The sequence below is a fragment of the Paenibacillus sp. Cedars genome, assembly GCF_003184205.1.
Classification (GTDB): Bacteria; Bacillota; Bacilli; order Paenibacillales; family Paenibacillaceae; genus Paenibacillus_AQ; species Paenibacillus_AQ glucanolyticus.
Map to the genome: position 1 here is coordinate 643,703 of NZ_CP020866.1, position 26,890 is coordinate 670,592.

At 49.5% G+C, this 26,890-nt stretch carries 26 protein-coding genes and 1 other annotated feature; of the genes, 19 read left to right on the forward strand and 7 right to left on the reverse strand.

Annotated elements, in window-relative coordinates; genetic code table 11:
• Window positions 1-15: 15 nt before the first annotated feature.
• Window positions 16-564 (forward strand): VanZ family protein, encoded by a 549-nt coding sequence (locus tag B9D94_RS04630; protein WP_006212480.1) that lies wholly within the window; start codon window positions 16-18, stop codon window positions 562-564.
• 6 nt (window positions 565-570) lie between these two features.
• Entirely contained in the window at window positions 571-1,509 is a 939-nt protein-coding gene (locus B9D94_RS04635) for an LCP family glycopolymer transferase (RefSeq protein WP_036640699.1), read from the forward strand.
• Between the two features lie 76 nt (window positions 1,510-1,585).
• Here the strand turns inward: B9D94_RS04635 and B9D94_RS04640 are convergent, their stop codons facing one another.
• Window positions 1,586-3,379, reverse strand: coding sequence for a glycosyl hydrolase family 28-related protein (locus B9D94_RS04640; protein WP_006212478.1), 1,794 nt, complete (start codon window positions 3,377-3,379; stop codon window positions 1,586-1,588).
• A 483-nt stretch (window positions 3,380-3,862) separates the two neighbouring features.
• On the opposite strand from B9D94_RS04640, the gene B9D94_RS04645 reads away from it, so the two are divergent.
• The gene (locus B9D94_RS04645; RefSeq protein ID WP_006212477.1) at window positions 3,863-4,780 is read left to right on the forward strand and encodes an ABC transporter ATP-binding protein; all 918 of its coding nucleotides are present in this window, start codon (window positions 3,863-3,865) and stop codon (window positions 4,778-4,780) included.
• The gene (locus B9D94_RS04650; protein WP_148246529.1) at window positions 4,773-5,546 is read left to right on the forward strand and encodes an ABC transporter permease; all 774 of its coding nucleotides are present in this window, start codon (window positions 4,773-4,775) and stop codon (window positions 5,544-5,546) included. Before B9D94_RS04645 ends, B9D94_RS04650 begins: the two co-directional genes overlap by 8 nt.
• Window positions 5,547-5,686: 140 nt before the next feature.
• Here B9D94_RS04650 and B9D94_RS04655 read toward each other — a convergent pair whose 3' ends face one another.
• Together B9D94_RS04655 and B9D94_RS04660 are read right to left on the reverse strand one after the other, a co-directional pair.
• Window positions 5,687-6,100, reverse strand: a complete 414-nt coding sequence (locus B9D94_RS04655; RefSeq protein ID WP_148246530.1) for a bactofilin family protein — start codon at window positions 6,098-6,100, stop codon at window positions 5,687-5,689.
• A 40-nt stretch (window positions 6,101-6,140) separates the two neighbouring features.
• Complete coding sequence (locus B9D94_RS04660) at window positions 6,141-7,112, reverse strand: M23 family metallopeptidase (RefSeq protein WP_148246531.1); 972 nt, start codon at window positions 7,110-7,112, stop codon at window positions 6,141-6,143.
• Between the two features lie 274 nt (window positions 7,113-7,386).
• Here B9D94_RS04660 and cls point away from each other — a divergent pair, with 274 nt between their 5' ends.
• The 3 genes from cls to B9D94_RS04675 all read left to right on the forward strand — a co-directional run bounded on the left by cls (window position 7,387) and on the right by B9D94_RS04675 (window position 11,213).
• Window positions 7,387-8,817: a cardiolipin synthase gene (gene cls, locus B9D94_RS04665; RefSeq protein WP_006212473.1), complete on the forward strand. Its 1,431-nt coding sequence runs from the start codon at window positions 7,387-7,389 to the stop codon at window positions 8,815-8,817.
• 167 nt (window positions 8,818-8,984) lie between these two features.
• Window positions 8,985-9,902, forward strand: a complete 918-nt coding sequence (locus B9D94_RS04670; RefSeq protein WP_006212472.1) for a YitT family protein — start codon at window positions 8,985-8,987, stop codon at window positions 9,900-9,902.
• Window positions 9,903-10,124: 222 nt separating this feature from the next.
• Entirely contained in the window at window positions 10,125-11,213 is a 1,089-nt protein-coding gene (locus tag B9D94_RS04675) for an SPL family radical SAM protein (RefSeq protein ID WP_148246532.1), read from the forward strand.
• Here the strand turns inward: B9D94_RS04675 and ligD are convergent.
• The 3 genes from ligD to B9D94_RS04690 are packed head-to-tail and all read right to left on the reverse strand — an operon-like array spanning window position 11,196 to window position 13,959.
• On the reverse strand, window positions 11,196-12,113 hold the full coding sequence (gene ligD, locus B9D94_RS04680) for a non-homologous end-joining DNA ligase (RefSeq protein ID WP_036640689.1): 918 nt from the start codon (window positions 12,111-12,113) through the stop codon (window positions 11,196-11,198). The genes B9D94_RS04675 and ligD overlap by 18 nt on opposite strands.
• A 5-nt stretch (window positions 12,114-12,118) precedes the next feature.
• Window positions 12,119-12,988, reverse strand: a complete 870-nt coding sequence (locus tag B9D94_RS04685) for an ATP-dependent DNA ligase (RefSeq protein WP_253806105.1) — start codon at window positions 12,986-12,988, stop codon at window positions 12,119-12,121.
• Between the two features lie 41 nt (window positions 12,989-13,029).
• Entirely contained in the window at window positions 13,030-13,959 is a 930-nt protein-coding gene (locus B9D94_RS04690; RefSeq protein WP_006212468.1) for a non-homologous end joining protein Ku, read from the reverse strand.
• 512 nt (window positions 13,960-14,471) lie between these two features.
• Here B9D94_RS04690 and B9D94_RS04695 point away from each other — a divergent pair.
• The 7 genes from B9D94_RS04695 (at window position 14,472) to B9D94_RS04725 (ending at window position 20,771) form a co-directional block, all read left to right on the forward strand.
• Entirely contained in the window at window positions 14,472-14,759 is a 288-nt protein-coding gene (locus tag B9D94_RS04695) for a hypothetical protein (RefSeq protein ID WP_036640687.1), read from the forward strand.
• 3 nt (window positions 14,760-14,762) lie between these two features.
• Complete coding sequence (locus tag B9D94_RS04700) at window positions 14,763-14,945, forward strand: H-type small acid-soluble spore protein (RefSeq protein ID WP_006212466.1); 183 nt, start codon at window positions 14,763-14,765, stop codon at window positions 14,943-14,945.
• A 443-nt stretch (window positions 14,946-15,388) separates the two neighbouring features.
• Complete coding sequence (tsaE, locus tag B9D94_RS04705) at window positions 15,389-15,859, forward strand: tRNA (adenosine(37)-N6)-threonylcarbamoyltransferase complex ATPase subunit type 1 TsaE (protein WP_006212465.1); 471 nt, start codon at window positions 15,389-15,391, stop codon at window positions 15,857-15,859.
• Window positions 15,846-16,637, forward strand: a complete 792-nt coding sequence (gene tsaB / locus B9D94_RS04710; protein ID WP_148246534.1) for a tRNA (adenosine(37)-N6)-threonylcarbamoyltransferase complex dimerization subunit type 1 TsaB — start codon at window positions 15,846-15,848, stop codon at window positions 16,635-16,637. The genes tsaE and tsaB overlap by 14 nt, the downstream gene beginning before the upstream one ends.
• Before the next feature lie 19 nt (window positions 16,638-16,656).
• Window positions 16,657-17,181: a ribosomal protein S18-alanine N-acetyltransferase gene (gene rimI, locus B9D94_RS04715; RefSeq protein ID WP_006212463.1), complete on the forward strand. Its 525-nt coding sequence runs from the start codon at window positions 16,657-16,659 to the stop codon at window positions 17,179-17,181.
• Window positions 17,178-18,221, forward strand: coding sequence for a tRNA (adenosine(37)-N6)-threonylcarbamoyltransferase complex transferase subunit TsaD (gene tsaD, locus B9D94_RS04720; protein WP_006212462.1), 1,044 nt, complete (start codon window positions 17,178-17,180; stop codon window positions 18,219-18,221). Before rimI ends, tsaD begins: the two co-directional genes overlap by 4 nt.
• Before the next feature lie 528 nt (window positions 18,222-18,749).
• Window positions 18,750-19,085 (forward strand) — a binding site (T-box leader).
• Between the two features lie 162 nt (window positions 19,086-19,247).
• Complete coding sequence (locus B9D94_RS04725) at window positions 19,248-20,771, forward strand: 2-isopropylmalate synthase (protein ID WP_148246535.1); 1,524 nt, start codon at window positions 19,248-19,250, stop codon at window positions 20,769-20,771.
• 714 nt (window positions 20,772-21,485) lie between these two features.
• Here B9D94_RS04725 and B9D94_RS04730 read toward each other — a convergent pair.
• The gene (locus B9D94_RS04730; RefSeq protein ID WP_006212460.1) at window positions 21,486-23,438 is read right to left on the reverse strand and encodes an ABC-F family ATP-binding cassette domain-containing protein; all 1,953 of its coding nucleotides are present in this window, start codon (window positions 23,436-23,438) and stop codon (window positions 21,486-21,488) included.
• Window positions 23,439-23,719: 281 nt separating this feature from the next.
• Between B9D94_RS04730 and B9D94_RS04735 the strand changes: the two genes are divergently transcribed.
• The 5 genes from B9D94_RS04735 (at window position 23,720) to tatC (ending at window position 26,706) form a co-directional block, all read left to right on the forward strand.
• A complete protein-coding gene (locus B9D94_RS04735; protein ID WP_006212459.1) occupies window positions 23,720-24,382 on the forward strand; it encodes a 5-formyltetrahydrofolate cyclo-ligase in 663 nt (220 codons plus the stop codon).
• Window positions 24,373-24,849: a cyclic pyranopterin monophosphate synthase MoaC gene (gene moaC / locus B9D94_RS04740; protein WP_006212458.1), complete on the forward strand. Its 477-nt coding sequence runs from the start codon at window positions 24,373-24,375 to the stop codon at window positions 24,847-24,849. Before B9D94_RS04735 ends, moaC begins: the two co-directional genes overlap by 10 nt.
• A 51-nt stretch (window positions 24,850-24,900) precedes the next feature.
• Window positions 24,901-25,392, forward strand: coding sequence for a MogA/MoaB family molybdenum cofactor biosynthesis protein (locus tag B9D94_RS04745; protein ID WP_006212457.1), 492 nt, complete (start codon window positions 24,901-24,903; stop codon window positions 25,390-25,392).
• 217 nt (window positions 25,393-25,609) lie between these two features.
• Window positions 25,610-25,846, forward strand: coding sequence for a twin-arginine translocase TatA/TatE family subunit (locus B9D94_RS04750; RefSeq protein ID WP_063477686.1), 237 nt, complete (start codon window positions 25,610-25,612; stop codon window positions 25,844-25,846).
• A gap of 80 nt (window positions 25,847-25,926) precedes the next feature.
• Entirely contained in the window at window positions 25,927-26,706 is a 780-nt protein-coding gene (gene tatC, locus B9D94_RS04755) for a twin-arginine translocase subunit TatC (protein ID WP_006212455.1), read from the forward strand.
• Window positions 26,707-26,890: the final 184 nt, after the last annotated feature.

The following is a 26,890-nucleotide window of genomic DNA, read 5'->3' on the forward strand; positions in this document are numbered from 1 at the left end:
AACGGGGAGGATATCGTGAGCAGAAAGAGAAGCAGCTACAGGAGCAAGAAGCGCCTGTTGATCATCATCATCGTAATCATGTGGATGAGCATCATTTTTTTCTTCTCCTCCCAGTCGTATCAGCAGCAGGATCTAAGACCGTGGCTGCAGAGGCACTTGCCTGAAACAACGATTGAACATTGGTTTTCCTGGGTTTCATTCACTTATGCCGGGGAGATTGTCAGTATCGATGCAAAGGGTATGCCTGGATTTGTTGAATTCTTCATTCGAAAGGCTGCTCACATCGGAGAATATCTAGTTCTTGGCGGCCTGTTGTTTCTACTGCTGGCGACCTTGTTGCGAATCAGGGCCAGGGTCGCCATGCCAATTGCGTGGTGCTTATGCGTGCTGTATGCCATCAGCGACGAGCTGCATCAAAGTACATCAGGTTACCGCGTCTTTAAAGCACAGGATGTTGTTTTGGATTCAATCGCCGCTTTGTTCGGTATTACGCTGGTTAGTGCATATACATATTGGAGGTCTGCAAGAACGAGACCGAGGGAAGTGTTAGATCGGAGAGGATGACAAGGTATGAGAAAGTGGCTTAAGATTACGGGGACTGCACTTGTAAGTCTTACAGTGTTGGCAGGCGGTTACGGTATATATGTGTATCAGTCTGTTAAAGCGACAGCTGAACAAATTTACGAGCAGCGAGAACCGTCATCGCTTCCCGCTTTTATATCAGCCGATCCGGTCCTGGAGGAAATACATTCCGCAGATATTGATCAGCGCGAGCCCTTCACAGTTCTGGTGCTGGGCATCGATGAGCGCCCCAATGATCGAGGGCGTTCGGATGCGATGATTATGCTATCGGTCAATCCGTCTAAACAATCCATACTCATGTTCAACATACCAAGGGATACCCGAACATTAATTGTAGGCCATGGTACCGAGGACAAAATCAATCATGCCTATGCCTTTGGAGGAATTCAGATGTCCGTCCGGACGGTGGAAGAACTGCTGCATTTTCCTGTTAATTATTATATTAAAGTTAATATGGAAGGATTTGCGAACATTATTGATGCTCTTGGCGGAGTAGATGTAGATAATACAATAACGTTTAATTATGAGGGACATCATTTTAAAGAAGGCAGTTTACATTTGAACGGACAAGAAGCATTGGCTTATTCTCGTATGCGTTATGAGGATCCGCGCGGCGATTTGGGCCGAAACTCACGTCAGCGTCAAATTGTGAAAGAGGTATTGAAGAATGCGCTTGATGTTTCAACCGCTTTTAAGCTTGAAACCTTACTTAAGGAGGTAGGCACAAGCGTAAAGACAGATATACGATTTGATGAGATGAAGACTTTTGTAACGGAATATCGGCAGGATATGAAGAAGATCGAGCAGGTCGAGATTCAGGGCAGCGGCCAGAATATCGGCGGTATCTGGTATTATAATGTGGCTGATAAGGAGCGTGAGCGAATCCATGAGCTGCTCAAAGAGCATATGGATCGAGAGGGTTCTTGATCTGAAACGAAGCGGGTGAAGACGTGCGTCTTCGCCCGCTTCTTTATTAAAATGTTCAAAGCTCAGGTCGTTTGAACTATCCCAGCTTGATCCAGGTATGAACACCTTTTGAACGCTGCTTGCAGATATATAGGGAATCCACGCCGCTGCTGTCCTCAACCATGATGATTCGGCCCCGGTGGGCGGCAGATGCTGCAGGGATTGCGGGCAGCGGACTGATGACCATACTGCTGGAACGGATCAGTTCAGTAAAGACTGCTGAGCTTGATATCGTCTCCTCACCATAAGGGATTTGATTAACGATATTCGGTATAACGTAAATAGAATGGATTTGAAGGTTCAGCGGTTCATATACAACGAGGTCGACGATATCGGAATAGAATTTCTTAAACGTTTTGGTGATGGTGAAGCGTTCAGAGCCAGAAGGAAGTATGAGTGTCAGATCGTTGGTGTCCCCCCCGATGTCAACAAATAATGGAGTGGATATACCGGAAAGATTAGTGCCTGAGATAACAAAAGTGTAGTATTCATGCTTATGCAATCGCTCTATGGTTCTCATTCGGAGCTTGATCTTGGTGCTGCTCGTACTCTGCGAGACAATACAACCTGATGGAGCAGCCTGTTTGAAGGTAAAGCCAGGGTCGGGTTCTACCGAGTAAGGGACATCATTTGCAAACATGGCATATAATGACGGATTTCGAAGCAGGTTATGCCCTGCAGAGCCTATATAGGGTACAGTGCGTCGTTCCGTTAAATAGAAGGAATCCCGAAATGATGTTCGATCCGCAATGTTCTCGACGATTACACAGCCGACCGGATCTTTGACCAGTGTCCCGTGTGTTGTATTGGGATGATTAGCCTGAATTCGGTAATTGCGAGGGCCGAGAATGATATCTTGTGATGCTGTAGAACCTGGATCAACGGTAACGATGTAACCTTTATTGGGATTATAATCCGTGATAGCATAGTGATCCAGACGGCATCCGTCAATCCATACGCCGGAAGTATGCCCGTAGATACCGACAAAGCTTTCATAGGTGGCTTCTGCATGACATTCTTCAATAGATATGGCTCGGGAGTTATTCAATTTGATTAGAGGGGCTGTCATTACTTTATTTGCAGCAATTGCATCTCGCATGACATCTTCCTCGGTGCGTCCTTCAGAGGGAGAAGCAGGGGGAACGGCCTGTTCGCTCCTTTCAAAAGCGGTTGACGTAATATGAATACTGTCTGAGTTCACAATTTCAAGGTGGGGGTAATTCCGTACTGATCTTGAAAAAAAGCAATTATCAATGGTTGTACACAATACGATATCCTCCAATTTCAAACCTGTTCCCAGATACCCCGTCTCCTGCCAGAATCGGCAATTGCGAAACGAGATCATGTAGCCCCCATAACCTGAAGTGGAGTTCGTACCGCTTCGCATCCCCTGAATATATACCCCGATTTTGCCTTCGCCGCATGCACTTGAAAAGAAACGCTCGAACATTTGGTGTGCACCTTGGGGCAAATAAATCCCCCCGCCTTGGGCGTGGTTTATATAAAAGTCTCTAAATAAGATGGTTTCAGCCATGTCTTTATCACTGTAAAGGGCGTAGTCGGTACCCGTATAGATAATACCGCTGTCATACATTCCATCCCCATAGATCGTAAGCCCGATCCCCTGTGTGGCGTTGGTATTAGGCCTTTCCTGTTTCGGTAATACCAAGGTTTGCGTAATACGGTATCGGCCTTTAGGCATATAGATGACCGAGTATGAACCTGATGCACACGCATTTATTGCGCTTTGGAAGGCTAACGTATCGTCTGCAACACCATCGCCTTTTGCTCCGAAATTTTTAACATTGGCTAGATTATTCAGGACAGGCATGTTTGTTTCCTCCCAGCTGATTTGTTTATTCTTATTTACAAAATATGATCAAGGATCGTATGAAGTGATGCCTGTTCACCTAATTGTCCTTAAGTATTGAAGATATTTGTTTGACAAAAGGGTACAAATTTATTAGGATACATTCTGTATCGAAAACCATTATATCAAGCCATTTCTCATTGGGAGTGGATCATGTGTGAAGAATGAAATGAAAATGTATTGTATCAGCTGCCGTCGGATCGTGCTGATGATAGAGGGTGTTAGTGTGTTTAAAACCGGTTTCTACAGATATGATATGCCGATGGGAATATGTAGAGAGTGTAACACTGTCACATCCAATACATCATTTCTTATAGTGCAAGATAGTTGAATGATTAGTCGTATAAGACACATCAAGTGAGGGTACGAATAGACTCATATTATGTAATGTGTATAATTAGGGATAATTGAACGTGCGTCATTTGGCAAAGGAGAATCGATTTCATGAAGCAGGAACCGCTGGTAAGATTGCTCGGGGTTACGAAGAAAATATCGTCCAAGGTTCTGGTTGATGATGTGACCTTAGATATCCTGCCTGGACAGATCTTCGGATTTCTTGGGCCGAATGGAGCAGGCAAGACAACGACCATTCGGATGATGGTGGGGCTGATGTCCATTACCAAAGGGGATATTACCGTCGGGGGTTACAGCATTCGGAACCATTATGAGCAGGCAGCCGCCCAGATTGGAGCGATTGTCGAGAATCCCGAGATGTATAAATTTCTGTCCGGTTATAACAATTTGAAGCATTTTGCGCGTATGATGCAGGGCATCACCAAAGAACGCATCGACGAAGTGGTGGAGCTCGTTGGGCTGGGCAACCGAATTCATGAGAAGGTGCAGACCTATTCGCTGGGGATGCGCCAGCGTCTGGGCGTGGCGCAAGCACTGCTGCATAGGCCGAAGCTCTTGATTCTGGACGAGCCGACAAACGGCTTGGACCCGCAGGGGATCCGTGAGCTGCGCGATTACTTGCGCAGATTGACGCAGGAGGAAGGGACGACGGTATTCGTATCCAGTCACCTGCTGTCTGAGATGGAGCTTATGTGTGATACCGTTGGTATTATTCGCCATGGCAAGCTGATTGACATCCGGAAACTTCGGACGGCTGAAGGGGAGCGGATGTTCGAGGAAACGGCATTTACTGTGAGTGATGCGGACGCTGCCGAAGGACTGCTCCAGGATTTTCAAGCGAGAGCCCAGGAACATCGAATTATCGTCCGTGGGGACCGGAACATGATTGCCGATATCAATGCGGTTTTGGTCGGAGCCGGCATTCAGGTGTATGCCATACAGCCGGTAACGCGGTCGCTGGAGGATCAATTTTTGGAAATGACGGGAGGGGGATCCGCCGTTGAGTAACTTTACCCGTCTTGTCGCCAATGAGAATATGAAGATTTACTACCGTGTACGGACATGGGTTATGATGTCAATCCTGGTGTTGTTTAATGTGGCGATGCCTGCCATGCTGTACTTTACCAACGCACCGATGGATGTCTGGACCGTGTTTACCTGGACCGAAAGCTTCACCATTTATTTGAGTGCCATATTCTCGGTAATCATCGCTGCGGATCTTGTTGCCGGCGAATTTGCAGGAGGCACAATCAAATTGCTGCTGATTCGCCCGTGGAGCCGAGGCAAAATCCTGATGTCCAAATTCACGTCCCTGGTTCTATTTAATCTGCTCTGTGCGGGAATTACGGCTGTGGTGGGTATCGCTATCTCCATGCTGTTGTTCTCGGGCAACACGGGATTCTCTAGCGGATTTGAGGGATCGTCCATGAACAACTCCCTGCTGCTCCTGCTGACGGATACGATCCAGGTGTTTGTGATCTCGCTGATAGCCTTTATGCTATCTACCGTATTCCGTTCAGGCGGACTGGCGATTGGATTATCGCTGCTGGTTCTGTTCACCAAAGATATATTTGGTTTTATTTTCAATCCGGAACGGTTTCAATGGGCCAAATACTTGCTCTTTCTCCATACCGATCTGAGCGGGTATATCCAGTCTCCTATCGGACCGGGAGGAGTGGGTATCGGCTTCTCCGTTTCCGTTCTGGCTGCCTATTGCCTAGTGTTTATGCTCATCTCTTGGTTAGTCTTTACCAAGAGAGATGTAGCCGCATAGCGGGAACGACAGGATAAGAAAAGAGCTCCTTCTGCCGTGTGATCACATGGTTTTAGAAGGGGCTCTTTGATTGTGCCGGCTGAATGCAGCAGCCGGTCTATATAAAACTGCCGGGTTCGGGCATTCGTCCATATGCGGGGTTAACCTGCTTCCGGACGCTGAAGCGGCAGTGGGGTTTCGGTTGATTCTGAAGGAGCGGTGTTTGCGGCTTGATGTTCCATTACACTCGCGCCATGAAGGAGTCCGCCTTCCATAATGACGAGGGAATTGGCACACACATCTCCATACATTTGTCCGGTAGGCGTAATGGTCAGCTTATTCTCCGCTGTTACATCCCCGTAGATCTTGCCAGCCACAATGACCTCCCGGGCTGAGATGCTGGAGCGCGCAACAGCGTTCTCCCCGATGGTAACGCAGCCCTGACTCTCGATGGAGCCGTTAAAGCGTCCGTCGATCCGTAAATTATCCTCGCATTGCAGAACACCCTCAACTTCGCTCCCTGGTCCAATCAGCGTATCAGTCCGGTGGGATGGTCGCTTGTTCTTCTTCTTCATATTACATTCCTCCTATTAATGAATAATAAATGGATGGGACTTATTGCAGGTAAGGTATCGGGTCAACCGTCTGATTGTTTTTGACAACCTGAAAATGAAGATGAGGCCCTGTGCTTCTTCCCGAGGAACCCAGCTTGCCAATGGTTTCTCCTTGATTAACATGATCGCCTACCGATACATCCAGACTGTCCAGGTGCATGTACCAGGTTTCCAGGCCATTGGGATGTTTCACAATGATATAAAGGCCACGGGCTCCGCTGCGTTCGGCAGTAGTTACTTCACCGGCGCCTGCGGCATAAACCGGATCACCGATTTTGCCGGCAATATCGATGCCTGCGTGATAGGCCGAGCGCCCGGTGAAAGGATCGCTACGATAACCGAAGTTTGATGTCAGACGCTTGGACGTTGTCGGCCACAGTGAAGGCGTCCCTTCCCGTTTTTCCTGGGTTTCTTGCGCCTGGTCCAGCGTGCGTGGAATATGACGTTCCATACTGGATATCAATTGCTGAATTTCCACAAAATCATCTTGGGTCTCTTGGGCGAGGCTCAGCATTTCATTCTCATGAACGGCAATGAATTCCCCGCCGACATGTTGGTCGTTTTCATCCGGAATGGAGGAGGTCTGTCCGGACAAGCTGCCGTGCTTCTGAATGAACTGCTGAAGCTCCTGTTCCAGCTGCTGCACGCGTTCCATCTGGACCTTCGTTTGCTCTGCTTCGCCCGATAGCTGAATGATGGCTTTATTGAGGCGTTCGATGGCTTCATCCTTGTCTGTGACCGTTACTTCCATCTTGATGGCTTCCAGGCTTTTCAGGGTTAACTGCTTCTCCAGCCCCATGATCGTTTGGGCTGATTGGATCTGCAAGGAAACAATCAATCCGGCGATTGACAAAATAGCGGCCGCAGGCACCGCTATCATCAGAGGTCTGGACAGCTGGATCTGTCTGACTGAATGCTGGGCATCCCGAAGCACCAGCAGGGTTAAGCGTTGTTTACGGTGTGCGGTTTTCATGGCATCTCCCTTCCCTACATAATGAATGGATCTTAATGGCTATCCGCTAGACTTGGCCAGCCCCTTATCTAGTATGTATTCTATTCTTTCGAAAACTATGTCAAAAATGATGAGATAAGAGAACTTATTCACTATGGTGCCAGATTGGGTAATTGAATAAATACATAAGGAATTGGTCAATGATGTAGTGTAGTTATTTTGCAGGTCTCGCATTCCAGTGCATTGTCATTTCTATTCAATAACCACTATTATTCATCGTGAGGAGGCTGCCGATATGGTGTGGCTTCTGCTTGCACTAATCACCTTTATTTTGCAGATGGCCGCGGTGCTGCTGCTTGAGTTCCGAAACCCGTCCAAGGCTGTGGCATGGCTGTTTATTTTATTTTGCCTCCCCTTGATCGGCTTCGTACTCTATTTCTTTGTGGCGCAGGATTATCAGAAGCGGTTGAAGATTCGTAAGCGGGGCTCCAGGCTATTCCAGGAAATCAGAGGGCATCTGTGGGATCGAGCCGCCGTTGTTAAGCGTAAAGAGGATATGAATAATCCCGGATTTCATCACAATGACCGTTTGTTTAATCTGCTCAATCATCTGTCGGAGAGTCCCATCACAGGCTGTAATCAGAGCCGGGTGCTGACGGATGGGGAAGAGACATACGATGCGATGCTGAATGCCATGGAACAGGCCAAGGAACACATTCATGTGGAGTTCTATATCTTTCGCCACGACCGGATCGGTACCCGGTTTCAGGATGTAATGATTCGCAAGGCAAAAGAAGGCGTTAAGGTACGTCTGGTTTGCGACGGATTGGGAAGTTATAAGCTTAAGAGAACGTTCATTCAACGGTTCAAAGAATCGGGGGTGGAGTTCTATTTCTTTCTGCCTGCCATGGTTTCGATGTTCAGCCGCAGAATCAATTACCGGAATCACCGCAAAATCGTTGTTGTGGATGGAACGGTCGGGTTTCTTGGCGGGATCAACGTCGGGGATGACTATCTGGGCGAGTACCCGAAAATGGGTTTTTGGCGGGATACGCATCTGGAGGTCAAAGGGGACGCGGTCTATTTTCTGCAAAATGTATTTCTGCACGATTGGAAGCTTGCCTCCGGCGAGCGCATTTCTGATTTTGGCCTGTATCCGGAGCATGAATGCACCGGAAATGAGCAAGTCCAGATCCTGAGCAGTGGACCGGATATGAACTGGAATGCCATCCAGGAGATGTGTTTTGGGGCGATTTCTGTAGCCAAAGAACGGATATGGATCACAACCCCGTATTTCATTCCCGATGAGGGGATATATGAAGCGCTTAAGACGGCTGCGGTGAGCGGCGTTGATGTACGGATCATTATTCCGGATCGTGCCGATTCCCGTCTGGTCAAGATGGCAAGCTTGTCTTACGTGGAAGAGCTGCTGGCAGCGGGAGTTACCTTCTATGAGTATGAAAAAGGCTTTATTCATGCCAAGGTATTGATCGTAGACGAGCTTCTGGGCTCGGTAGGTACGGCAAATATGGATATGCGGAGTTTCTTCTGTAATTTTGAGCTGACTGCCGTGCTGTTTGATCAGCAGCCCATAGAGCGCTTGGTATCGGACTTCAGGGAGGACCTGAGACAGAGCCGCCCTATTGATGCGGAGGCATTTCGGCAGCGGGGAAGATGGCAGAAAGCAGCGGAAATATTATGCCGCATGCTGTCGCCACTTCTATAACTGTAATATATTACATCGAATGTCATATTTAATAGAAAGCAAGTAAAAAGGAGGAAGAACTTTGAAATTTGGATGTCCAGCTTTTATTTATATGATAGAATATTTATATAAGTTCCACTTATAAATATATATTAACTTAGTTTCCATAAGTTGAACGGGGGAGATTTATGTCAAGTGATGTGAAGATTCTTGCACAAGTGAAAGCGGAGCAGCAGAAGCCGGAGAATCCCAAAGCAGGCTCAGCAACTTTGAAGATTCTCCGCCGTCTGGTGTTCTTAACTTTCGGTGCGGTATTGATGGCAATAGGGCTCGAAATATTTCTGGTGCCGAACAAGATTATTGACGGAGGAATTACCGGGGTATCCATTATGGTTTCTCATATCACAGAAATTCCGCTGGGGATATTCTTGACCTTGTTCAACCTTCCGTTTTTGTTTATAGGATATAAACAGATCGGAAAAACGTTTGCTCTATCCACGCTATACGCCGTATTGGTCATGTCCATTGGCACTTATTTCCTTCATCCAGTCGACCCGCTTACGATCGATCCGCTGCTTGCGGCCGTGTTCGGCGGCGTTCTCCTCGGTATTGGGGTTGGCTTAGTTATCCGATCCGGAGGCTCCCTGGATGGAACGGAAATCGTGGCTATCCTGATCAACAAGAAGTCACCGTTCTCTGTCGGTGAAATCGTGATGTTCATCAACGTGTTTATTCTGGGCAGTGCAGGTTTTGTTTTCGGATGGGATCATGCCATGTATTCACTCATTGCTTATTACCTGGCGTTTAAACTGATTGATATTACGATTGAAGGTATTGATCAATCCAAATCGGTTTGGATTATCAGTGACAAGCATAAGGAGATTGGTGATGCATTGACCCAGCGATTGGGACGTGGCGTTACCTATCTGGATGGAGAGGGTGCTTACTCGGGCGATAGCAAGAAGGTCATTTTTGTTGTCATTACCCGCCTGGAGGAAGCGAAGCTGAAATCCATTGTGGAAGACTGGGACTCCCAAGCCTTTGTTGCTATCGGCAACATCCATGATGTGAAGGGCGGTCGCTTTAAGAAGAAGGCAATCCATTAATATGGTACCGATATATAGGTTTCACCCGTGTTGTTTAACAGCGGGTGGAACTTTTTTTATTTAGCGAGTATGAGAATTCAGTTAACGTTTTTTTATTGACGATGTGAACTGGAGTTTTATTTGTAAATCCAGTAAGTTTCACTTATAATAGGAACATATGTTTGATAAAATTAAGGATATACCCAACCTTTATCATGGCAGTATCCGAGGGGAGGAAGAGGAATGGCTCATACGCAATACGAACGCATAACCACTAAACAAACATTAAACAGGGTGAAAGAAGAGAGGATGCCCTTCGATTGGTCCATTAATCCGTATCGTGGTTGCGGACATGGGTGCAGTTTTTGTTATGCCCGTGCTTTTCAATCGTTTATCGGCATGGGGGCAGAGGACGAATTCCAGCATCATATCTTTATGAAGGCAAATGCGGCCGAAGCACTGGAGAAGCAGCTATTGAGCGCGGCGAGGAAGTTTGATCATGATATTGAAGCGATGCGCATATCCATTGGACAGGTTACGATCGGTACGGCAACGGACCCGTATCAGCCGATCGAGGGCAAAGAGGGAATCACGCGGGAATGCTTGAAGCTGCTCGCCAAATACCGTATCTCTACCAGCATTACAACGCGCTCTCCACTCGTGCTGAGGGACATGGACATTTTGACCCGGATGGAGAATGTGTCAGTCAACATCAGTTTGAATACGCTGAACGGGGACATCATCCGGAAGCTGGAGCCTGCATCACCGCACCCAGGGGGCAGGCTTGAAGCGATGCGCGCTTTATCGGCAGCCGGCATAACGACAGGACTGTTTGTTGCACCCGTGCTGCCTTTTCTGACGGATGATGAATCAGAGTTGAAGGAGCTTTTGTCCCAGTCGAAGGAGAGGGGCATTTCTTTTGCCATGATCTCATTGCTGAGGCTGTCTCGCGATGTGAAGAAATGGTATATCGAGACGCTTAAAAACCAGTTCCCCGATGTGGTTCAGTCTTATCGCGAATTATATAGGCAAGGCGCCTATGCAGAAGAACACTACGTTCATGCTTTTAAGTCGATGGCGGCCCGACTGCTCAGCGAATATGATCTGAGCGGTCAGAGCAAGCGGGAGCCTGCTGCCATCACGGGTGCGAATGGGACGAATTCCGGCTTTTCTCAACCATTCGAAATATCGGACGAAGGGGGTCATAATCTTCATCTGCCACAGCCAGACATGGCTAGATCTCCAAAGCCGAAAAAGCTGCCCCAACCGGCTGTGCCAGTTTCCCGGGAGGAACTGATGCCGGATATTGAGCAGCTAGCCTTTCCTTTTTGACGCGTTCTTTCCTTGGGATGTCAGGTGACGGATGACATTTTCGATCGGTTGCGGAGGCAATGCTTGCAGCAGATCCCCCTTTTCTTGCAGACGCTCTACAATGTTCAGCAGGTGGAATTCTGTAGGCGAAACATCCCGATGGACCTCTTCCCAGGTCAGCGGGGTAGAGACGGTCGCAAGCTTGCGCGCCCGAGGTGTATAAGGGGCAGCAAGGGTTCTTCCGCTATAGTGCTGTAGATAATCGAAATAGATTTTATCCCCGCGATTTTTCTTAAGCCGCTCGATGGTGAACAGCTTAGGGAATTTCTCCGTCACATATTGGCCTACGAATTGACCGACTGCGCGAAGCTCATCAAAAGTTACGCCTGCCGGAATCGGGACGATGATCTGAACCCCGGTTGCGCCGGAGGTTTTTGGCACAGAGTTCAGCCCCAAGGAGTTCAGCACATTGCCAACGATTGCAGTTGCCTCCATGATCCGGGGTTCCTCTGGCAGGGTCGGATCCAGATCAATCATCCATTCGCAGGGCTGATCGCTGCCTGCCAAATGCAGCGACGGATGAAACTCAAGTGCAGCCAGATTCCCGAGCCAGAGCAGCTCGGGCAATCCATTCAGCAGCACATAATTAATGTTCTCATGCACATAGGTGTGCACAAAAGGAGGCAGCGGCTCCGGCGCATTTTTCTGATAGAACGATTCGCCTTGCACCCCATGCGGGTATCGGATGGTAGTCAGCAGCCTTCCCTGGCAATATCGAAGCAGGAAAGGCGATATCGCTGCGAGTTTTTGCAGATACATGGCCTTGGTAATGCCGACCTCCGGCCACAGCGGTTTGTCCGGATTGGTAATTTGAATCTCCTGACCTTCAATGTTCAAGGTTCCTTTGACGGTACGGGCCATGCTGCTTACACCCCCTCAATCGAGACAAGTTTGGGATGGCGCATCATGCCGTCCTGACTCCACTCGAGAAATGTAACCTGCACCGTCAGCGGCTGACTGAGCCAGGCAAGCAGTTCTTTTTTTAGGTCATTATGGAGTGCGTGCCAAGCGGCCCCAGCCTGGTGGCTTTCCGCATACTGCAGCAGCTTTTTTTTGGTCTGTTCATTAAGCCCGAGGGATGCTCTGCCGATATAGCTGCCCTCGTCATCGGCAATAACCAGGCTGGCTACGCGGCCCTCCCTCATGATGAGTCCAACAGCCGTGGCTGTCATGTTAACGGCAATTTTCTTTTTGTACCAATCCCGATGCTTCTTGCCTTCGCGATATGGAGAGCTGAGGCGCTTCATTACAATGCCTTCCCAGCCTCGTTCCTCGGCCCAATTCCATAAATGCTCGCCCTCAAGAAACAAATCTGCGATCAGCAGACCCGGCGTGGCGGAAACGGCTTCCTTCAGCCGATGATGGCGTTCAAGATAAGGAAGCTTGCGCAGGTCCTGATCGCCGTCCACCAGAATGTCGAACAAGACATACGTGAACAGAGGAGCGTGCGTGCTGATGGCACGCGATCGCTCCCGCTGGAGAACCTTCTGGAACACGGGTCGACCTAATTCCGGATGAAAGTAGACAACCTCACCATCCAGGAGAAGACGCCGTTCATTCAGCCCGGATAATGCCTGAACGACTTCGGGATACAGGGAGGTTTTATCCAACAGCTTACGGGAGTACAGGGATACGCCGCTAGGGTCTACTCCGGCCAGAATTCGCACGCCGTCCCATTTCAATTGGTATCCCCACTCCTCACCCGTGGTGATCTGTTCCGTCGAGATTGGGGCCATTGGCTCCTTAGGCAGCATATTCTGCAGCTGTCCCATGCCGATCAGGAATCAGAATCGGATTTCTTGGATTTAGTGCTCCGGCGCTTCGGCTTCGGTGCATCCGTATCCGCTTCACCGCCGCTGACCTTGGCGGCAGGCTCCTTGGCCGCGGTTTTCCGGGTGGACTTACGCGGTTTCGGTTTCGTGCCGGGGTCCGTTCCGATCGGCTTCACAGCTTCGATGCTGGCCTGAAGGGCAGCCATCAGATCGACGACATTGGTCTCCTGACGGGCAGGAGCTATCTTGATCTCTTCGCCGGATACTTTGCTGTTGATAAGATCCAGCAGACGCTCTCGATAATCATCGGTATATTTCTCAGGATCGAAGGGAGTCGATAGCTGATCAATCAGCAGTTTGGCCATATCCAGCTCCTTGGAATTGACCTCGGTTTTCTCAGGCAAGTTCGGTACTTGGGATATCGGGCGGATTTCATCGGGATAGAATATGGTCTCAATCGAAAGACATTCGTCCAGCACCCGAATCGCGGCAAGGCTGCTCTTCGAGCGGATGGCGATTTTGGCGATGCCGATCTTGCCAGACTGCTTCATCGCTTCCAGCAGCAGCCGATAGGCATTGGCGCCGGCTTGGTCCGGCGAGAGGTAGTAGGTTTTTTGAAAGTAAATCGGGTCGATTTCGGTCAAATCCACAAAGTCCAGAATGGTAATGTTTTTACTGTTCTGTTCCGCGAGCTGATCCAGCTCCTCTTTTTCAAAGAGCACGAACTTGCCCTTCTCATACTCGTACCCCTTCGTAATCTCCTCCCAGGCCACTTCCTCTTCACATACAGGGCATTTACGAATGTAAGAGAGCGGGCTGCCGCATTCCTTGTGAATGTAACGCATAGAAATATCCTTGTCTTCTGTAGCCGAGAACATCTTGACAGGCACATGCACCAGACCAAAGCTGATAGCGCCCTTCCATACCGTATGCATTCTATGAAACCTCCTATCAAATTCTAATATGTTTGAGTATGACGGTGTAGTAAACGCTATTTACGCCGACTATAAATGGTGTGTTTCAAAAAGTCAGGTTTTCAGCACCGAGAAGGTTGGATGAAGGTAGGGACTGAGGAGCGGAGCGTAGGCAAAACCTACGTGAGCACCAGAAGGCCCGCCTGAATTCAATATTCGATGTCGATTAAGCTTCATGTGCTGCTTCGTGATCAAAAGATGACTTTTTGAATTACCTCTATTGGTGTGTTTCAAAAAGTCAGGTTTTCAGCACCGAGAAGGTTGGATGAAGGTAGGCCCGTCTGAATTCAATATTCGATGTCGATTAAGCTTCATGTGCTGCTTCGTGATCAAAAGATGACTTTTTGAATTACCTCTATTAGTGTGCCCAAAAAAAGACTCTAGTATGAGTTATAGCCCCGGATTGCATAATTAGAACTGTTTTGAGGCATATTGACGATGAACTCTGCCCGCATAAGGAGGTAATCTTCATCATGATGGAGCCTAATGAAACCAATACGTCAGAAGAGATACAGAAGGACCGGGCTTCTGATCATTCCGCTGCGCAGCCGGTCAACGGTGAAATGGTGGATTGGAACAGCCTGACCTCGGAGGAGAGCGAGCTATCTCGGGAATCTACAATGTTCGATATTGACCGGATGATCAATGAAGGTCTTGGCGGAGGCAATGTCACGCTGGACAACGGGCTGATTGGTCCTTCGACGACCGATACGATGGAGGTCGTGGACGAGTCGCCAAGAGAGACGGAGAAGGGGGATTAACGAATGGATGTACAACGCGCAGTGGAAATTTTTAACTCGAAGGATACGCATAAGGTCAACCTGGAAGGGGAGTCGGTGTGGATCGAGCATGTGGATCAGCAGAACGGGATGGCTACGGTTCAGGTGGGTTCCCGACCAACCAATACGATGACGGTCAACGTTGACCGGTTGAAAGAAGGGGAATAGTTTCCCGCAGGGTATCTGCTTCCGAGAAGCAGTATGAATACAACATGAGCATGAACACCAACCAAAACAACACACCTTGGTCGAGATTCCATGACGCCGGAACCCGGATAAGGTGTGTTTGTGCTGGATTCGTCCGTTAAGTAATCCCCCCTGAGAAATAATCGGATATCGCCAGTCAGCAGATCAGGGGGTTACGGTGTCATTATTCATAGTGTATCTTTGTTCCGGTATAACTATAATGTTTGATCTGTGACTACATAGTATTAGTCTTCCAAACCTAGTTAACGCTTACCTTTTTTCACCTCTGTGAATCGGGAATACTCATTTTCTTGCAGCGGATTGGGAGGACCGATATAATGAAGATCAAGTATTTTTAGATATGGGCAAAATAAATAAAGGGTGGGTTATCTGTGAACAATGGCCGTACGGAAGGCCAGTTTCGAATGACTTCAAGCAGTCTGGAGGAGACGGAGCAGCTGGCTGCATGGCTGGCCATGCGGGCCGAAGCAGGGACGGTCATCGGTCTGGATGGAGATCTTGGAGCAGGAAAAACGGCATTTTCCAAACAATTTGCACAGCATCTTGGTGTGAACGGGGTTGTGAATAGCCCGACATTTACAATTATCAAAGAATATGAGGGGCGTCTGCCGCTCTACCATATGGATGTGTACCGGTTATCGGTGGATGAAGCGGATGAGCTTGGACTGGACGAATACTTTTTTGGCGAAGGGGTTTGCCTCGTGGAGTGGAGCAGCCTGATCACCGAGCTGATGCCTGAGCGGTATCTGCATATCCATCTAGAAACGACAGGGGAAGCTCACCGGAACATCACACTCACAAGCCAGGGCGAGCCCTATGGTGAGTGGTGCCGGGATTTGAATGAAAAATGGGGTAGCATGAATGAACAACAATGACACGAAGCCGCAGCAGCGGTTTTTGGCGCTGGATACGTCTACGGCATCGCTTGCGGTATCCGTGATGGAGAAGGACAAGCTGCTGTCAGAAGTGAATACGAATGCGGACCGCAACCACTCGGTGCATCTGCACCCGGTGATGGCACAAGCGCTTGCAGAAGCTGGAGTTGGTATGGACCATATCGAGGGCATTGCTGTCGGGATTGGCCCGGGTTCATACACGGGTATCCGAATTGCGGTAACTGCGGCAAAAACGTTGGCATGGGCCAACCACATTCCGGTCGTTGGAATATCCAGTCTGCATGCCTTGGCATGGGGAGGCCTGGAATCCGGGTGGGATTCAGCTTCGGCTGAGAAGGGAACCCACTGGGTTATTCCGCTGCTGGATGCCAGGCGGGGACAAGTGTACACGGCATTATTCGCCGCAAGTGCAGAGCGCCAGGAAGAAGCCCCGGTACGTATAGAAGCAGACGGCATTCGTCTGATGCAGACCTGGGTGAATACCATTGCGGAACGAATATCCCGCCTTCCCGAAGAAGAGCGACCCGTCTGCATATGGTTTGTGGGAGAAGTCGATCTCCATGCCGAGACAGCCCGTCAGCTCGAACCGGGGTTTGAAAACAGGGTGCACATCCACCCGTATTCTCTTGAAGGGCGCTGGATGGGGTACCTGGGAGCAGCCCGGCTGTTATTCGGGGAAGCGGACGATTTGCATACACTGATACCCAATTATACACAGCTTTCCGAAGCGGAAGCGAACCTGCTGCGTAAGCGGTGAAGGGAGCGTAGGATTCGTCATGGATCAGCAGAATATGCCGGCAGAAGGTGAAGACGGTTTGTCCTTTCGGTTGATGACCCTAGAGGATATACCGGAGGTTCTCGTGGTGGAGCGCGAAGCATTCACTGTACCCTGGACCGAGGAAGCCTTTCACAATGAGCTGAAACTGAATCATTTTGCACGTTATATGATTATGGAATATGAAGGCCACACCGTTGGATATGCGGGCATGTGGACGATTGTGGATGAAGCACACGTTACGAATATTGCGCTGCTGGAGCAGTACCGCGGCCGCAAGTGGGGCGATCGTCTGCTTACGGAACTGATGAAGACCGCTGCGTATATGGGAATGGAAAAAATGACGCTGGAAGTTCGGGTATCCAACCATGTTGCCCAGCGCTTATATATTAAAAAAGGATTTAAACCAGCCGGTGTCCGGAAGGGCTATTATTCCGACAACCAGGAAGATGCACTTATCATGTGGGCAGATCTGCCCCCTTACCGGGAGGACGATGGCGAGGAAGGAAGTCATGGGCTACTATGAAGGATGAAATGACAGATCGGCAGCATAGCTGCATATTAGCGATAGAAACGAGCTGTGACGAGACTTCGGTTGCCGTTGTGAAGGACGGACACGAGGTATTGTCCAGCGTCATTGCGAGTCAGATTGAAACGCATAAAGCATTTGGCGGGGTGGTGCCTGAGGTGGCTTCCCGCAAGCACGTGGAGAGCATCACGTTAATTATAGAGGAAGCCGTGGCAAAAGCCGGAATTGACATGAAGGACTTGTCGGCGATAGCCGTCACACAGGGCCCTGGTCTGGTTGGGGCGCTTCTGGTCGGTGTTATGGCTGCAAAAAGCCTGGCGTTTGCGCTTAACAAACCCCTGATCGGCACGCATCATATTGCCGGCCATATTTATGCCAACCGATTTGTGGGAGATATCGAGTATCCTTGTATGGCGCTGGTTGTTTCCGGAGGCCATACCGAGCTGGTCTACATGAAAGACGAGGGCAGTTTCGAACTGATTGGCAGAACGCGGGATGATGCGGTTGGCGAAGCGTATGATAAGGTGGCGAGGGCGCTTGGGTTTCCCTATCCTGGAGGTCCGCATGTGGATCGTATGGCACTCGAAGCCGAGGGGGTTGTGGACCTGCCGCGCGTGTGGCTGGAGCCGGATTCGTATGATTTTAGCTTCAGCGGCCTGAAATCGGCTGTATTAAATGTTGTGAATCAGAGCAAAATGCGTGGAGAGGAAGTCCGGACAGAGGCCATAGCCCGCGGCTTTCAGGAATCTGTTGTAGAAGTGCTGGTGGAGAAGGCCGTACGCGCGGTCAGAGCTTACGATGCCAAGCAGCTGCTGCTGTGCGGTGGCGTAGCGGCCAACCGCGGGCTTCGCAAAGAACTATCTGAGCGATGCGAACGGGAAGGAATTTCACTGACCATTCCACCATTTCAGTATTGCACCGATAACGGGGCGATGATTGCTGCCGCAGCGCATTTGAAATGGAAGCAGGGCAGCTTTACGCCGCTGGATATGAAGGCCGATCCGCAAATGCCGCTCGAAATTTGGGCAGCGCTATGAAGCTAAAAGCTTCTTGACACCTCACTGCATAGCACGTATAATCATGATCAAATTCCAGATTGTTGAAACGCGATGAACAGGATTAGTATGGTTACCCTTGGATGAAGAGAACTGCGGGACGGTGCAACGCAGTCGATAGGGACCTGAACTCACCTGGGAGCGGAGCAGGGGAACCTTACGCAATGAAATGGCCTATGGTTAAGGCTTGAATGAGATTGCGGAGTTTGACTTTGCTACGGAATGGCCTCCGTGAGAATGGCTGCGCACAAATAACTTGTTATTTGGCGGCTGAGGGGGCTTCAAGGACCGGGCATGTATAGCCTGGGAGCTTAAAGTCAACAAGAGTGGTACCGCGATAGGATAGCCTGTCGTCTCTTGCATAAAGAGACGGCAGGCTTTTTTGCATGCCGGGATATCTCTAAGCAGGCTGTGGGGAACCATTGACAGATTAATGAAATCGCGCAGCGGGGGCAGGTGTCCGGAGAAGCGGTCCGCAGATAGTAAGGATTCGGCATAACAGCATATCGAATAAACGTGATGAACGGGAGCAGTAGAAGGAAGCTGTCTTACAGAGAGCTGCGGGTAGGTGTAACGCAGCGGCAGCAGCCTTTGAATCTCGCCCGGGAGCGGAAGAGGGGAACAACGCATTCGCTGATGGTTCGACAGGAACCAATGGCTCACCATGCTAAAGTACTCTCTTACGGAGAATCCTCCGTAATCAGGAGGTTCATCTTAACTCATAACCGGCCGGTATGAGGAGCAGATGGACAGTGAGTGGACGCTAACATGTCACAGCGATAGCTGTTTGTGAACAGGCGTCAATTAGAGTGGTACCACGGAGGGTCTAAGCCCGTCGTCTCTTATGTTTAAGAGATGACGGGCTTTTTTTGCTGCCGGCAGTAGCTGGGTGGGATGCGAACGCAAGTCGACGTGCGGACGTAAAGCGAACATAACTAGAATGGGATGACTGAGATTGACCCGGAATATCTATCCGGGATATACCATAACTAGGGAGGAACAAGGAAGATGACGGAGTCCATGAGAACGATCCAAATTTTTGATACCACTTTACGGGACGGGGAACAGGCACCGGGGGCAAGCCTTCAGCCTGAGCAAAAGATTGTGCTGGCCGGCAAACTGGCTGAGCTGGGGGTTGATGTAATGGAGCCTGGCTTCCCAGTGTCCAGTCCAGGTGAGTTTGCCGCCGTTCAGGCCATCTCAAGACAGCTGCAGCAGGTGGAGATTTGCGGATTTGCACGCGCAGTGAAAGGGGATATTGATGCTGCTGTTCAGGCAACCCGGGACGCAGCCAGAAGACGGATCCATCTGTTCATTTCCTCTTCCGATATCCATCTTCGCCATCAACTGCGCATGAGCCGTCCCGATGTTGTAGCAAGGGCACGAGAGATGACAGCTTATGCGAAGCAGTTCAGCGATGTGGTGGAGTTCACAGCGATGGATGCCTCGCGCACAGGAATCGATGACCTGATTGAAATGGTGGAAGCCGTCATTGAAGAGGGAGCCACGATTATCAACCTGCCGGACACGGTCGGTTATGCGCTTCCGAATGAGTATGGCGAGATGTTCCGCCGTGTACGGGAAGGTGCGCGAGGCGGAAAGACGGTAGCGTACAGCGCCCATTGCCATAATGATCTGGGATTGGCTGTTGCAAACAGTTTGGCCGCCATTCAGAATGGTGCCAGCCAGATTGAGGTTACCGTAAACGGGGTAGGCGAACGCACAGGCAACTGCGCATTGGAGGAGCTAGTGATGGCTCTTTCTACACGGGGTGACATGCTGCGTGCGGAGACGGGGATTACAGCGGAAAAGCTATACGAAGTCTCCCGCCTCGTTAGCGGAGCCATGCATTTTCCCATTGCCTTCAACAAGCCGGTGGTCGGTCGAAATGCCTTCCAGCATGAGTCTGGCATTCATCAGGATGGTCTTCTGAAGGATCGAAGCACCTACGAGATTATGGACCCGGACAAATTGGGCATTCCGCGCAGCATGATCGTGCTGGGCAAGCATTCCGGCCGTCATGCCTTGAAGGATCGTCTGGCCCGTTACGGGGTTCAGCTTGATGGGGCCGAGATGGAAACCTTGTATGGCACATTCAAGGAGACGGCTGACCTCCAGAAGGTGGTCAGTGATGATCAGCTGCTGCAGATGGTCAGCAGCACGCTGGGTAAACCGGCGCAGGTATATGAGCTGACAGAGGCGCAGGTGATCTCGGGTACGGGAAGAAGCCGTGTTGCAGCCGTAACGCTTCGTCATCTGAGCGAGGAAACGGAAGCCACCTATTCCAGTGTCGCAGAGGGACCCGTGCAAGCCGTCATATCGGCGATTAGCCAAGGCATTAGCAGCGACATCACCTTTGGCGATCTGGAGCTCCATTCTTTGAGCAGCGGGGAAGATGCGCATGCGGAGGCCGCAGTTACCGTCGAGAAGGCCGGCAAGATTTTCCGCGGAACGGCTGTACACCAGGATATCGTCATGGCAGCGGGTATGGCCTATGTCGCTGCATGCAACTCGGCATTGATGTCGGTGTAGGTGGAACAGCAGAGTTCCGGATACAACCTCAATCGAAAGTTTGATTACGCAGAGTTCTCGTCGCGTTGTTGATTCACATGAGAGCGGTCGTTGTCATATACACCTGCCTTGATTCAGAAATGGAAGCTAAGCTCATGACATTATAGATGGGGACGGAATCGGTGGAGTCCATTACGGTGTGGATGCTGGCAAGCGTGCAGATGGAGGATTACAGCAGATGTTGCTGCTGACGAGAATTACTTTGTAAGAAGCGGGATGTGAATCCCCGTGTAATGAGCTGTTCCCACAGCTAGTGACCTTCCGACTCTCAGAATGAGGAAGGTCGCTTTTTTTATAAAAACTCAATATAACTTGGATTGAAATAGAAGTAATTCTATATAGCAGCTCATTATATAGGAAATATAAATCTGTCAAGTTGTGAACAACGTTATCCACATATTCGCCCGGAAATGTGCATAAGCAAAAAAAATGTCGATAAATCAGTGTTTTGCAAAGCTTTGAAAAAAGGGGACAGGATTTTCAGATTTTATGGTCAAAACTGTGGATAGTGTGCATAACTTGGTGGATAAAGTTGGATATAGGACCGGAAATGCGTGTTTAACAATAAAAAAATGGCCATTTCGGCCATTTTCAAGTTGAACTTATGCACCATTGTTGGGGATAAGTTTGTGTATAAATGCAAAACCTCATTTGAAACACTTTTGTGAAATTTTTTTACGATTCCAGCAATGACTCCCATTCGGCAAAAATCTGCTCAAGCTGACGTTTTTTCTCCTCTAACGATTGCTGCCGTTCCTGGAGGGCCATATAATCCTGATAGATCTCAGGCAGTGTCATTTCGGTCTCCAGTTCGGAAATTTCCGATTCCAAAGTATGAATCTGCTCCTCAAGACTTACGAGCTTGCGCTGACGGTTGCGTTCCTCCCGTTTCGCTTGCTTCTCAGCTTCAAAGGAGACGGCCCCTTGTTTCTCGGCTGAAACCTCTGCTTTCCCCTCCTGTTTCAGGGTGTGGCGGGCAAACGGCTCGGAAGGCTCATCGTTCATATCCAGAATTTCCTGCTTTTTCTCCGTATAGTCGTCATAATTACCCAGGAAATGTTGAATGCCGTCCGGATGAAGTTCGAGAATGCGCTCCGCCATTTTATTAAGGAAATAACGGTCATGGGATATGAATAATAAAGTGCCTTCGTAATCCATCAGCGCCGATTCCAGAACCTCTTTTGCAAATAAGTCAAGATGGTTCGTGGGCTCGTCCAGTATAAGCATGTTGGCTTCCAGCAGCATGAGTTTGGCAAGTGAGACACGTGCTTTTTCACCGCCGCTTAAGGAGCTGACCTTCTTGAGCACATCCTCGCCGCTGAAGAGAAAGTTGCCGAGAACGGTACGAATACGAGCTTCTTCCATATGAGGATAGGTCCCCCACAGCTCTTCCAGAACCGTGTTGCTCGGGTTAAGCTCTGACTGCTCTTGATCATAGTAGCCGATTTTCACTTTTGTGCCCCATTGCAGCGATCCGGCTGAGGGCTTCATCGTACCGATCAGACATTTAAGCAGCGTTGATTTTCCGACCCCGTTAGGACCGATCAAAGCTACGGTTTCTCCACGACTGAGGTCAAAGGAAGCTTGTCTGAACAAGGGCTTGCCTTCCTCAAACGAGAGCGACAGGTCACGTACATGAAGCACATCTTTACCCGACATATACTCGGCTTCAAAAGAGAAGTGTGCCTTCTTAAGATCACCCAGCGGTTTGTCCAGCCTATCCATCTTGTCGAGCGCTTTGCGCCGACTCTGCGCGCGCTTGGTTGTTGAAGCTCGAACCAGATTGCGCTGAATAAAGGTCTCCATACGGGATATTTCATCCTGCTGCTTCTCATATTGTTTAAGCTGGGATTCGTATTCGGCGGCTTTCAGCTCAATGTAACGGCTGTAGTTGCCCGTATATTTTTTGGAATGACGGCGTTCAATTTCAACGATGGTTGTAACAAGCCGATCCAGGAAATAACGGTCATGGGAAACGACGAGTAATGAGCCGGAATATCCGCGCAGATAATCCTCCAGCCAGGTGAGAGTCGCTATATCCAGATGATTCGTCGGCTCATCGAGCATGAGCAGATCGGGTGCCTGAAGCAATATTTTTGCAAGAGCAAGCCTGGTCTTCTGCCCGCCGCTTAATGTAGCAATGGAGGTGTCCGGCGAAAAGCTGCCAAAGCCCATGCCGTGCAGCACGCTGCGAATCCGTGTTTCGATCTCATACCCGCCTTGATCCTTGAACCAGTCGGAGCGGATTGCGTAACGATCCAGGAGCTCCTGATATTTTTTGGGGTCCTCGCTCGATTTGGGGTCGGCAATTTGCTCCTCCATCTGACGAAGCTCACGCTCCATCTCCAGCAGAGGGGTGAAGACATCCAGCATCTCATTCCATATCGACGAATCAGACTGAAGTCCGCTGTTCTGGGCAAGATAACCGACGGTGGTTTCCTTAGCCTTGAATATCTGTCCGCCATCGTAAGACATTTCGCCAGCCAAAATTTTAAGGAGCGTCGATTTGCCGGCTCCATTCACACCAACGAGTCCAATTCTTTCGCGTTCAAGCACTTGTAAATTGATCCCGTCCAGTACGGGCGTAACACCATATAATTTGGTAATGCCATTGGCTTGCAGCAGCATGTTATGTGAAACCTCCATCATTCTATATGATTCATTCTTCATTATAAGAAAAACGTCTACCGACGTACATTCTAAGAAGATAGACCGCGTTTAGAAATTGTTTCTGTTGCGATATCAGGATGGTCATGCTGTTGAGGTTCATGCGCTTCTGATATCTTAAAATAAGTGTACATGAAAATGGCCGAACAATCGACCATGATTGGCGACTTCCGGCATTCTTGGCTAAAGGAAGGAACAGTGGTAAACTAAACTTAATTATGAGCGTGAGAGGAACGATCACGTTGTTGAACCCTGAAGAAGAAATTAAGCGGGTATCCGCAAAGCATGCCCTGCGCAGGAGCATGACCTTACGCAGGGATGAGTTATCCGATGAAGAACGGACCAAGCGGTCGAAGCAGGCTTGCGAGATGGCTTCGGAGGTTATGAAAGAGTGCCATGTTCAGAGCATGATGATTTATGTTCCATTCCGTTCCGAGCTGGATTCGCGGCCGCTTGTCGAGTGGGCATGGGAGCATGGGTTGCAAGTTATCGTTCCCCGCAGCCTACCCCAAGATCGATCGATGGAACTGTATGAGCTTCAGAAATGGGATGAGCTGATCCCGGGAGCATACGGTATCCAGGAGCCCGATCCGCAGAGGTCTAAGATGTTTATGAATGACGTACCTGATATCATCTGGGTACCAGGGCTTGCGTTTGACAGGAACGGCGGAAGACTAGGGTACGGCGGCGGTTATTATGACCGGCTGGCGGACAGGCTTTGTCATGAAGTGCATGATGCGGCTCGCCTGAAGGAGCCCTTGTGGGTGGGAATAGGCTACGAGGTTCAGGTGCTGGAGCATGTTCCAATGGAAGAACACGACAGAGTCTTGGACGGTTTGGTTACCGACCTGGGATATTCAGGGAAGGCCGGACCTGGTTTACGGAGGGATAACGAATGGAATTGAGTCACTTTAATAATCAAGGAAGAGCACGAATGGTAGACGTCAGTGAGAAGGATGTGACGGCACGGACAGCGGTAGCGAAGACCACGGTCCGAATGCAGCCGGACACGCTGATCCGCATTCAAGAAGGAAAGATAGGCAAGGGAGATGTACTCGCGGTAGCACAGGTTGCAGCCATAATGGCAGCCAAGAACACGTCGAACTGGATTCCGATGTGTCATCCTCTTCCGCTGACCGGTGTTAACGTGGAATTCAGTGATAATGCAAGAGATGAATTATATATAGAAACAACTGTGAAAACGACAGGCAAAACCGGTGTTGAAATGGAAGCTTTAACGGCTGCTTCGGCAGCTGCCCTCACGGTCTATGACATGTGCAAGGCATTGCAGAAAGACATGATCATCGGTCCGACCCAACTGGTGAGCAAAACCGGCGGCAAGAGTGGGGATTACATACAAGAAACAACTTAGGCATGCATAGATACAGGAGATATTCGGACGAGTGGGAAGGAGAGAGAGCAGATGGTGTGGAAAACGGCGATCCTGACGGCGAGCGACAAAGGTTCGCGGGGGGAACGCGAGGATACGAGCGCTCAGGTTATTCGGGAATTGGTGGAGGAAGAGCTGAGCGGTGAAATTATCGAATACCGGATCGTACCGGATGAGCAGGACGAGATTATTGCTGCACTGATTGAGCTTACGGACTATTACCAAGTGGATCTCGTGCTGACGACAGGGGGAACGGAACTGGCGGTTCGTGATGTTACCCCCGAAGCAACAAGACGGGTCATTGAGCGTGAGGTGCCTGGCATTGCGGAAGCCATGCGAGCTACGGTTATGCAGAAGAATCGAAGTGCAATGCTGTTTCGAGGCGTATGCGGCGTTCGCGGCCGTACCCTGATTGTCAATCTGCCGGGCTCCCCAAAAGGCGTGCATGAGAATCTGGCTGCCGTCATGGACCAGCTTCCGGAAGCATTGTTAATGGTAACGGGGCAGTATCGGGAGCAGCTCTGAGGGGAACCCTATTAGATAATTATGTAAATAAACTGTCACGATTCTAGACTGTTTATGTGATTTACATTATGGTATGATGGCGATATATGAGCTTGTCAATTGCTGTCGTGCGATAATTTCTTTGAAGTTAAAACCTGTTGTAGTGCAAGGCATGATGGATTTAGGTCATCCTGAAGTCCTTTTGAAGGCATAGAGCAGGACGAGGAGGAGAATAGATATGAGTCAAATCGGAGTGCCGGGTATTATTTTGCTCGTCATTTTGGCGCTGCTCTTGTTCGGACCGAACAAGCTTCCTGAGCTTGGACGTGCGGTCGGAAGAACTTTCCGTGAGTTTAAGGATGGTGCGCGCGAGATTATTGCTGACGATGCACCAGCGAAGAAGAAGGAAGAGGCTCCCCAGCAAGCCGTTGCCGCTGAACCGGCCAAGGTTGAAGACAAGCGTCTTCCGGAATAATACTAGAATGCAAGGCGTGAAGTCCCTTCCTTCGGGAGGGATTTTGTTTTGCCAGCGTCACATACAGGGTGGTGTCTAACATGTCAGAGCAAGTGAAAGATATGGCGCTTGTCGAGCATTTGGGCGAGCTTCGCAAACGAATCATTATCGTTCTCGTGGTATTCATAGCAGGACTGATTGCAGGGCTTTTTGTTGCGGAGCCGATCTATCATTATTTGACGGCAGCGGAAGAAGCGAAGAACTTTGAACTGCATGCTTTTTCCTTCTGGGATGGCATCGGGATTTATATGAAAATCGCTGCGATTTTCTCATTGGTTATCTCGGTTCCGCTGATCTTCTATCAGTTATGGGCGTTCGTAAAGCCTGGACTTCGCAAAGAAGAGCAGAAAGCGGCCATTCGCTACGTACCCTACGCGTTCCTTCTGTTCATCGTGGGCATTTCGTTCGGATATTACATCGTGTTTCCAATGACGCTGTCATTTACTACAGCGATTACACAGAGTATGGGGCTGCAGGAAACCTACGGGATTGCCAATTATTTAAATTTTATGTTCAATCTCGTTTTACCCTTGGCCCTGCTGTTTGAGCTGCCGCTTGTGGTAATGTTCTTAACGAAAATCCGCATTTTGAACCCGCTGCGGCTTCGGAAAATGCGCAAAGTGTCTTATTTTGCACTCGTATTCATAGCGGTTGTTATTACGCCGCCGGACTTCATATCGGATTTCCTGGTCACGATTCCACTGCTGCTACTGTATGAATTCAGTGTGTTCCTGTCCTCTGTGATCTATCGCAAGCAATTAGAGGCGGACATGGAACGAGACAGCCGGTATATACGGGCGGATGAAGAGGATGAAGATTAATATTTACTCAAGCATGAAGAGCACCTTCGAGATCGGCAGAAGGCGCTCTTTCTTTGTATAGATGTTTGTATAGGCATCCTTAGGACTCAGGCATATTTTGGCTGGTCATGGATACAATGGAGAAGGGGGTTGAGAGACAACCCCAACCGGAGTCCAATTTACAAAAAAATGATCAAAAAATCAT

Coding starts and splice junctions, on each gene's coding strand:
- tatC (WP_006212455.1), top strand. CDS start 25,927: ATGTCAGAGCAAGTGAAAGATATGGCGCTTGTCGAGCATTTGGGCGAG.
- tsaB (WP_148246534.1), top strand. CDS start 15,846: ATGAACAACAATGACACGAAGCCGCAGCAGCGGTTTTTGGCGCTGGAT.
- B9D94_RS04725 (WP_148246535.1), top strand. CDS start 19,248: ATGACGGAGTCCATGAGAACGATCCAAATTTTTGATACCACTTTACGG.
- rimI (WP_006212463.1), top strand. CDS start 16,657: ATGGATCAGCAGAATATGCCGGCAGAAGGTGAAGACGGTTTGTCCTTT.
- B9D94_RS04730 (WP_006212460.1), bottom strand. CDS start 23,438: ATGCTGCTGCAAGCCAATGGCATTACCAAATTATATGGTGTTACGCCC.
- B9D94_RS04695 (WP_036640687.1), top strand. CDS start 14,472: ATGATGGAGCCTAATGAAACCAATACGTCAGAAGAGATACAGAAGGAC.
- B9D94_RS04660 (WP_148246531.1), bottom strand. CDS start 7,112: ATGAAAACCGCACACCGTAAACAACGCTTAACCCTGCTGGTGCTTCGG.
- B9D94_RS04700 (WP_006212466.1), top strand. CDS start 14,763: ATGGATGTACAACGCGCAGTGGAAATTTTTAACTCGAAGGATACGCAT.
- B9D94_RS04645 (WP_006212477.1), top strand. CDS start 3,863: ATGAAGCAGGAACCGCTGGTAAGATTGCTCGGGGTTACGAAGAAAATA.
- B9D94_RS04745 (WP_006212457.1), top strand. CDS start 24,901: ATGGTGTGGAAAACGGCGATCCTGACGGCGAGCGACAAAGGTTCGCGG.
- B9D94_RS04685 (WP_253806105.1), bottom strand. CDS start 12,988: ATGGCCCCAATCTCGACGGAACAGATCACCACGGGTGAGGAGTGGGGA.
- cls (WP_006212473.1), top strand. CDS start 7,387: ATGGTGTGGCTTCTGCTTGCACTAATCACCTTTATTTTGCAGATGGCC.
- moaC (WP_006212458.1), top strand. CDS start 24,373: ATGGAATTGAGTCACTTTAATAATCAAGGAAGAGCACGAATGGTAGAC.
- tsaD (WP_006212462.1), top strand. CDS start 17,178: ATGAAGGATGAAATGACAGATCGGCAGCATAGCTGCATATTAGCGATA.
- B9D94_RS04670 (WP_006212472.1), top strand. CDS start 8,985: ATGTCAAGTGATGTGAAGATTCTTGCACAAGTGAAAGCGGAGCAGCAG.
- tsaE (WP_006212465.1), top strand. CDS start 15,389: ATGACTTCAAGCAGTCTGGAGGAGACGGAGCAGCTGGCTGCATGGCTG.
- B9D94_RS04635 (WP_036640699.1), top strand. CDS start 571: ATGAGAAAGTGGCTTAAGATTACGGGGACTGCACTTGTAAGTCTTACA.
- B9D94_RS04655 (WP_148246530.1), bottom strand. CDS start 6,100: ATGAAGAAGAAGAACAAGCGACCATCCCACCGGACTGATACGCTGATT.
- B9D94_RS04640 (WP_006212478.1), bottom strand. CDS start 3,379: ATGCCTGTCCTGAATAATCTAGCCAATGTTAAAAATTTCGGAGCAAAA.
- B9D94_RS04675 (WP_148246532.1), top strand. CDS start 10,125: ATGGCTCATACGCAATACGAACGCATAACCACTAAACAAACATTAAAC.
- B9D94_RS04750 (WP_063477686.1), top strand. CDS start 25,610: ATGAGTCAAATCGGAGTGCCGGGTATTATTTTGCTCGTCATTTTGGCG.
- B9D94_RS04690 (WP_006212468.1), bottom strand. CDS start 13,959: ATGCATACGGTATGGAAGGGCGCTATCAGCTTTGGTCTGGTGCATGTG.
- ligD (WP_036640689.1), bottom strand. CDS start 12,113: ATGGCCCGTACCGTCAAAGGAACCTTGAACATTGAAGGTCAGGAGATT.